Annotated in this window: 7 protein-coding genes; 1 reads left to right on the top strand and 6 read right to left on the bottom strand. The window is 44.3% G+C overall.

Annotated features, from left to right (window positions below; genetic code table 11):
* Positions 1 to 28: 28 nt before the first annotated feature.
* Genes M3080_RS07770 through M3080_RS07755 form a run of 4 tightly spaced genes read right to left on the bottom strand, consistent with a single transcriptional unit; the run spans position 29 to position 3,177 of the window.
* On the bottom strand, positions 29 to 835 hold the full coding sequence (locus tag M3080_RS07770; protein WP_249092594.1) for an aldo/keto reductase: 807 nt from the start codon (positions 833 to 835) through the stop codon (positions 29 to 31).
* Positions 836 to 895: 60 nt separating this feature from the next.
* Entirely contained in the window at positions 896 to 1,729 is an 834-nt protein-coding gene (locus M3080_RS07765; protein ID WP_249092593.1) for a transporter substrate-binding domain-containing protein, read from the bottom strand.
* 17 nt (positions 1,730 to 1,746) lie between these two features.
* Complete coding sequence (locus M3080_RS07760) at positions 1,747 to 2,496, bottom strand: amino acid ABC transporter ATP-binding protein (protein WP_249092592.1); 750 nt, start codon at positions 2,494 to 2,496, stop codon at positions 1,747 to 1,749.
* 15 nt (positions 2,497 to 2,511) lie between these two features.
* The gene (locus M3080_RS07755; RefSeq protein WP_249092591.1) at positions 2,512 to 3,177 is read right to left on the bottom strand and encodes an amino acid ABC transporter permease; all 666 of its coding nucleotides are present in this window, start codon (positions 3,175 to 3,177) and stop codon (positions 2,512 to 2,514) included.
* A 219-nt stretch (positions 3,178 to 3,396) separates the two neighbouring features.
* Between M3080_RS07755 and pyrF the strand changes: the two genes are divergently transcribed.
* Positions 3,397 to 4,215 (top strand): orotidine-5'-phosphate decarboxylase, encoded by an 819-nt coding sequence (gene pyrF, locus M3080_RS07750; RefSeq protein ID WP_249092590.1) that lies wholly within the window; start codon positions 3,397 to 3,399, stop codon positions 4,213 to 4,215.
* 126 nt (positions 4,216 to 4,341) lie between these two features.
* Here pyrF and M3080_RS07745 read toward each other — a convergent pair whose 3' ends face one another.
* On the bottom strand, positions 4,342 to 5,643 hold the full coding sequence (locus M3080_RS07745; protein WP_249092589.1) for an anaerobic C4-dicarboxylate transporter: 1,302 nt from the start codon (positions 5,641 to 5,643) through the stop codon (positions 4,342 to 4,344).
* A 225-nt stretch (positions 5,644 to 5,868) separates the two neighbouring features.
* On the bottom strand, positions 5,869 to 6,747 hold the full coding sequence (locus M3080_RS07740; RefSeq protein ID WP_249092588.1) for a LysR family transcriptional regulator: 879 nt from the start codon (positions 6,745 to 6,747) through the stop codon (positions 5,869 to 5,871).
* Positions 6,748 to 6,890: the final 143 nt, after the last annotated feature.

Raw genomic sequence — 6,890 nt, 5'->3', positions numbered from 1 at the left:
CTGAAAGGTACGCTTTTCAGGGGATTTTTTAATACCAATCATGTTTTTCGTTTCGATCTAAAGTTGCTATCTTCTGCATATCCTCTTGTGACAATTGAAAATCGAAAATAGCTAAATTCTCTTTAATGTGTTCTTGATTACAAGAACCAGGAATAACAGTTACGCCCCGCTGCAAATGCCAACGAAGAATAACCTGTGCCACCGTTTTTCCATAAGTGCGAGCAATAGTCAGCAAAACAGAATTCTGAAAAAGTTCTTGAGCGTGACCTCTTCCTCCAAACGGATACCAACTCTGAACAGCAATTCCCAAAGACTGGAGATGTTTCACCACGGCCTTGTCTTGGTAGAAAGGATGGATTTCGTTTTGAATCAAAACCGGTTGATTATCCACTTGTGGCAAAAATGCGTCCGTTTCCTGAATATAGTAACAAGACAGACCTGCCGCCCTTACCTTTCGTTTTGCAATAGCTTGCTCAATCGCTCGGTATGCACTCACATCATTTTCGGCAGGATGATGCAACATCATGATGTCAATGTAGTCTAAGTTAAGTTTTTTTAGTGCATCATCAATAGCCTTAGAGGCTTGGTCGTACTGATCAGGGTAAAGCTTTGTTTGAATGATGACTTTTTCACGCGACAGTCCTGAGCGTCGAACTGCTTCTCCAACTTCCTTCTCGTTTCCATAAAAAGAGGCCGTATCAATTAACCGGTAACCGCATTGAAGTGCACAACAAACCGCATTAACACATTGCTCGCCTCTTAAACTCCATGTTCCAAGGCCAATCCTTGGCAACTGAAAATCGCGCACGGTATCTATCTGAGAGGTAAATGACACTTCTAAGCTCCTGAAAAAAAGGCCCCTTTTATACGATTCAGGGACCTATCAATCTCGCTTTTATTTCTTAGAAATATCTGTACCGAAAAACTGTGTTGAAAGCTTGGATAGTTCCCCTGATGCTCTTAAATCATTGAGAATTTTATTGAGTTCGGCTTGCAATTTTTCCGTTCCTTCTTTTTTCAGAGGGATACCGACAGAAGTTGTTTCATCAGCAATAGCGGCGATTTTTACAGCAGCCTGTGGATGGACTTTTTTGTAGTCGTAATAGACCACCTCGGCATTTAATGTTGCATCAATTCGACCGCTCAACAGCAATTCAAAGGTTTGGTTCAAATCGTCAACACCATCCACTTTTGCACCGTATTTTTCTGCAATTTCTGCATAGGTACTCGAAATAGTATTCGCGGTCTGTTTACCTTTTAAATCTTGCATGGATTTAATTTCAGTATTTTGATCGGAAACGATAACGACCGTACGGTTATAGGCATAAGGTTCTGTAAAACGATAGGCTTTTTCTCGCTCAGGCGTCATGTCCACACCGTTAATCATGATGTCATAGCGACCGGCTGAAATACCTGCCAACAGTCCGTCCCATTTTCCTTCCACAAATTGCGGCTCAACTCCCAACCTTTGAGCAATTAAACGACCGACTTCAATGTCGTAACCAGTGAGTTTGCCTGACTGATCATGAAAGGTCCATGGCGACCAAGTCCCTTCCGTCGCAATCACAATTTTTCCTTTGGTACGAATTTGATCCAAAAGATCTTGACCGGATTGAGTTGCCGACGTTTGCGCATCGACAGGTTCTTCTTTAGAACAGCCGCTTATTCCAAGCACAATAGATAACAAAGCGACGGGCAAAACCAATTGAAAAGTACGACGATTCAGCATTTTCATATCCTTTGAAATTATTCTTTAGCGCTTTCTTCTTCGGTCATTTGCAAAAACGCTTTTGTACGAGAATCCTTCGGATGCTCAAAAAACTCTTTGGCGCTTCCCGATTCCACCATAACGCCCCCATCCATAAACCAAACTTTATTGGATACGTTGCGAGCAAAACTCATTTCGTGCGTAACCACGAGCATTGTCATTCCGTCATCGGCCATTTCACGCATCAGAGTCAAAATACCCTGCGTTAATTCCGGATCGAGAGCTGAAGTCGGTTCATCGAAATAAATGATTTCTGGTTCAGCCGCTAAGGCTCTAGCAATGGCTACCCGCTGTTGCTGTCCACCGGACAATTCCGAAGGGTAATAGTCCTGTCGGTCTTCAAGACCCACTCGTTTTAATAGTGCTCGTCCTATATCCAATGCTTTCGCTTTCGAAACCCCTCGTCCGACAATGAGTCCTTCGGTTACGTTTTCCAATGCCGTTTTATTGAAAAACAGGTTGTAATTTTGAAAAACAAAAGCCGTCTTTTTGCGAATAGCCAAAATATCCTGGCGGTGCATCCGACTCATATCGTATGTTTTTTCATTAAAGGTCATCACTCCGGCATCGGCCTTTTCTAAAAAATTCATACAACGCAAAAGCGTCGTTTTTCCCGATCCGCTTGGACCGATAATGGAGATGACGTCACCTTTATTGATATTCAGATCCACCCCTTTAATTACTTCCAGGTCGCCGAACGATTTTCGTAAATTTTTCACTTCAATCATTTGAGCTCCCACGCATTAACGGCGACCGTACTTTTGCAAACGCTTTTCTCCACTCGTTTGCAGTTTGGTCAATACCGTGCAAAAAATTAGATAGATCAAACCTACTTCAACATAAAGCAGTAAAGGTTCGTACGTTCTGGCCACAATACGCTGCGTGGTCATAAACATTTCTGTCACCGTGATGTTGGCTGCCAAAGACGTATCCTTCACCATGGAAATAAGGGAATTACCCAGTGTGGGGAATGCTGTTCGAAAGGCTTGTGGCAAAACAATGCGGCGAATGGTTTGCCCCCAACTCATACCGGCGCAAAGACCTGCTTCAAGCTGACCTTTAGGAACCGATTCCAATGCCGCACGCATCGTCTCTGAACAATAGGCTCCCTCATTAATTGAAAAAACAACAACGGCCGCGACAAAAGGATCAATCAAAATACCAACGTGAGGTAAGCCGTAAAAAACGATAAAGAGTTGAACCAGAAGCGGCGTGCCGCGAATAATCCAAATATAAAAACGGGCAAGTTGGGTAAGAATCGGGACATTGGCAAACTGAATCAAGGCCACAATAACCGCGATGATCAGTGCAAACGTAAACGATAGGGCTGTAAGCGGAATCGTTACCAACAGTCCCGGCAATAAAATATCCCAAAATGAATCCAGAAAAAGTTCCATCGCCGCGTTCACGAATCAACCCTCAATAAAACCAAACATTTTCTCAAAATGGGAAACAAAAGAATTCGTCGGATCAAGATTTCTTACCGACGGATCAGAAGTGTTTCTGAGTATAAAAAGCAATTCTTTTGGGCGTCAAATACTTTTTCTCTATTGGCAAAAAATTGCTTCAAGTAGGCAACTTTGCAACACTCCAGTACAATTTTCAGAATATGTTTGGTGGGAGAAATCATGACCTTTATCGAAAAACTTAAAAACCGTTGGATTGAAAGTCAATCACTTTTGTGTGTTGGATTGGATCCGGACAAAAACCGCTTCCCCGACAGCATCAAAGAAAAGAAAGATTGTTACTACGAGTTCTGTACAGCCATCGTAGATGCAACCGCCTCTTTTGCCTGTGCTTTTAAGCCTCAGATTGCTTACTTTGCCTCCTGTGGAGCCGAGGCAGAACTCAAAGCCATTATTGAATACATCCACCAACACTACCCGAGCATTCCGGTTGTTTTGGATTCTAAGCGCGGTGACATTGGCTCTACCGCAAAACACTATGCCAAAGAGGCGTTTGTGCGTTATGCAGCAGATGCCGTAACGCTCTCCCCTTACATGGGTTTTGACTCCGTTCAACCGTATCTTGAGTATGAAGACCGGGGAGCCATCTTGTTGTGCCGAACATCCAATCCAGGCGGCAACGACATTCAAATGCTGAAAGTGGACGGTAAACCGATTTACCAAAGAGTTGCGGAATTAGCCGCGGGTCCTTGGAACTTAAACGGCCAGTTAGGGTTAGTGGTCGGCGCCACCTATCCCAATGAAATTGCCGCGGTTCGTTCCATTGTTGGTGACCTTCCCCTTCTCGTACCCGGAGTCGGCGCTCAAGGCGGAGATATTCAAGCTTGTGTGAATGCCGGCGCAACGACTGATAAATGCGGCATGATGATTAATTCAAGCCGCGCGATTTTATATGCTTCTAAAAACGAAGATTTCAAAGAAGCCGCCGCACGTGTTGCTAAGGAAACTCGAGACAAAATCAATCAGGCTCGAGGCCTTTAAAAATTAAACGCTAAAACAAGTTTGCCCAAGATTTTTCTTGGGCTTTTTCATTCAAAATCCCCGAAAAACCATTTCGATCTTTCGGGGATTTTTTTGCTTTCAGTTCACTGAATTCTTAATTGCCAATTAGAAAACGATACTGGCAAGCAAGAAACCGAACGGGATAGCGGCAGCCAAACCCAAGCAACCCGGCAGGAAGAAGGGGTGGTTAATCACAAACGAGCCGCTCCATTTACCCATGTAAGAACCCGTATCGTCGCAAGAAACGGCGAAAGCGGAAGTCGGGTAAACGTTCGTCACGAAGATACCGGACACGGCAACGAAGCAAGCCAAAATCATGGGAGCGTCGCAACCGAGGCTGGCAGCCACCGGGACGAGCAATGCGGAGGTCGCACCTTGCGAGAAGAGCAAAGCAGACACGCAGAAGAAAGCCAAAGCCAAGAGACCCGGGTATTGGCCGAGCAACACCGTAGCTTGTTCCTTAATAGAGGGAACATAAATTTCAATAACGGTAGAAGCAAACCAGCAGATACCGAGAATCACAACCAAGGATTCATAACCGCCATGGAAGATCGTGGATTCCTTAATCTTCGTGAGCTTGACATCACAGAACCAGTACATCAGCATCGAGATGAAGAGCATCGTGATAACGATGATGTCGCGAGAGCCTAATGTATGACCGATCTCTTGCTTAAAGAGCAACATCAAAACGATGAAGAGCACGCCCAAGAGGAACAAGCCCACAGAAAGCTTGGCTCCCTTCGGCAACGGCTTTTCAAGTTCTTCCTTACTCGTCATCGAAACGAGACCTTCCTTCATACGTTGTTGGAAGATCGGATCCTTAGCGAGATCAACGCCTTGGAAGGCAGAGATCAAAGAAGCAACAGCGGCACCGAACAAACCGGCAGGCAAAATCACCATGAGGGCATCGCCGAAAGATACGCCCATCTTTTCAACCACGACATACATGGCGGCCGTAGCAGCAGAGATAGGAGAAGCGGAAATAGCAATTTGGGAAGCCACCACAGCCGAAGTCAACGGTTGAGAGGGACGAACACCATTTTGCTTAGCCACTTCTTGAACGACGTTCAAAATGGCCATCGTGGTAAAGCCCGTACCGGAGAAAATCGTCAACGTAAAGGCGATTGCCGGAGCGAGGATATTGATGTACTTCGGATTACTGCGCAAAATATGCGAAGCGACACGAATCATATAGTCCATACCGCCAGCGACGTGCATCACAGAGCATGCAAAAAGCACACTCATGATGATCAAAATCACGTCAAGAGGCATCGGTCCGGGCGGGATACCGAAAATAAAAACGGCGACCGCCATACCGAGGCCGCCAGCCATACCTACACCGATTCCACCTAATTTAGCCGCGTAGATAATAATGGCAAAAAGGAAAATAAAATGTAACCAAACCATAATATGGCTCCATAAAAAACAGGAGAGTTTTTATATTTTTTGTGTTTACTCCACTTAGAACGCAAACACACAGACAATAGACAACGTCCGCTTTCTATCATCTGCAATTTCGATTCTATTACTACGTACCATTGAGCTTTGTTCTTGTTATCGGTCTACTTGATTGCTATCAACTTGATTTACAAGCTTTTACTTATTATTCTGGCTATCCCTTAAGGGAGAACACTACCTCAACCATTCTTGTTTAAAACTCTTTTGTAATAACACTTCTTTAAGCGCTTTTATGTTGGGAGAGTTCTCTGCCCGTAAATACATTAAGTCAACTTGAACAAAGGCTAGGGACTTGGGCAAGGGATGAACCGAAACCATGTCAAAACAATTAAATTGTTCCAACCAATAAAAAGGCACAATAGCCAACCCCAAACCGTCAGCCACAGAACCGACAATGGCTGAATATGACTGAAGTTCAATAATTCGAGCTGGCATTGTTCCCATATAGTCAAACCACTCCAAACAACGGCTGTAATATTGACCCGTGGTATGAAACGCCAAAGCGGTCTGTGTCGAGAGCTCTTCTTTTAAAACAAAACGATTTTTTGGGGTGATTACAACCAGTTTTTCTCTAAAAAGCGGAATACTTGTCAACCGTCCGTTACCCTTAGAGTGAAGCACAACACCGGCATCCAATTCTCTGCACAAAATAGCTTCTTTAATGCGCTCGCTTGGAGCGACTTTCAATGACAAATCAATTTTTGGATAGTGCTTAAGCAGCTTTGAAATCGGACGACTAAGCCGTGTCCCCACTAAGTGGTCCGTTGCTCCAAATCGCAGTACACCGTGAGGTTCCTCATTGGTGATTCTGCTTTCGGTCTCCCGGACAAGTGAAAGAATTTTTCTGGCATCTTCCGCCAGTGCTAAAGCGTGAGAAGTCGGAGATAATTGCCGTCCGCGCTTTTCAAATAAAGTTACTGATAGACGATTTTCTAAATTCTGCAATCTCATACTGACAGCAGAAGGCACCCGATGCAGCGATTGAGCCGCTTTTATGACTCCGCCCGTCTCCACAACGGCCAAAACCGTCCGTAAATCATCAAGGTCAATCATTCAAGAAAATTGAATTAGATAATCAAGATAATTTCATTGCACAGAATATTAAACCCGCCTATACTTCCAAAGGGTCAAACCCGATGGCATTCCCCCAATAGAATGTCATCGAATAATATAGCTCCTTCCTTAGGGAACTTTTT

Source organism: Parasutterella secunda, from assembly GCF_023336895.1.
Taxonomy (GTDB): domain Bacteria; phylum Pseudomonadota; class Gammaproteobacteria; order Burkholderiales; family Burkholderiaceae_F; genus Aphodousia; species Aphodousia faecalis.
The sequence above is the reverse complement of the archived record's forward strand: the minus strand, read 5'-3'. Positions and strand labels throughout refer to the sequence as shown.

Bases quoted from the DNA above. Each gene is read 5' to 3' on its own strand.
- M3080_RS07765 (WP_249092593.1), bottom strand. From the start codon at position 1,729: ATGCTGAATCGTCGTACTTTTCAATTGGTTTTGCCCGTCGCTTTGTTA.
- M3080_RS07760 (WP_249092592.1), bottom strand. From the start codon at position 2,496: ATGATTGAAGTGAAAAATTTACGAAAATCGTTCGGCGACCTGGAAGTA.
- pyrF (WP_249092590.1), top strand. From the start codon at position 3,397: ATGACCTTTATCGAAAAACTTAAAAACCGTTGGATTGAAAGTCAATCA.
- M3080_RS07745 (WP_249092589.1), bottom strand. From the start codon at position 5,643: ATGGTTTGGTTACATTTTATTTTCCTTTTTGCCATTATTATCTACGCG.
- M3080_RS07740 (WP_249092588.1), bottom strand. From the start codon at position 6,747: ATGATTGACCTTGATGATTTACGGACGGTTTTGGCCGTTGTGGAGACG.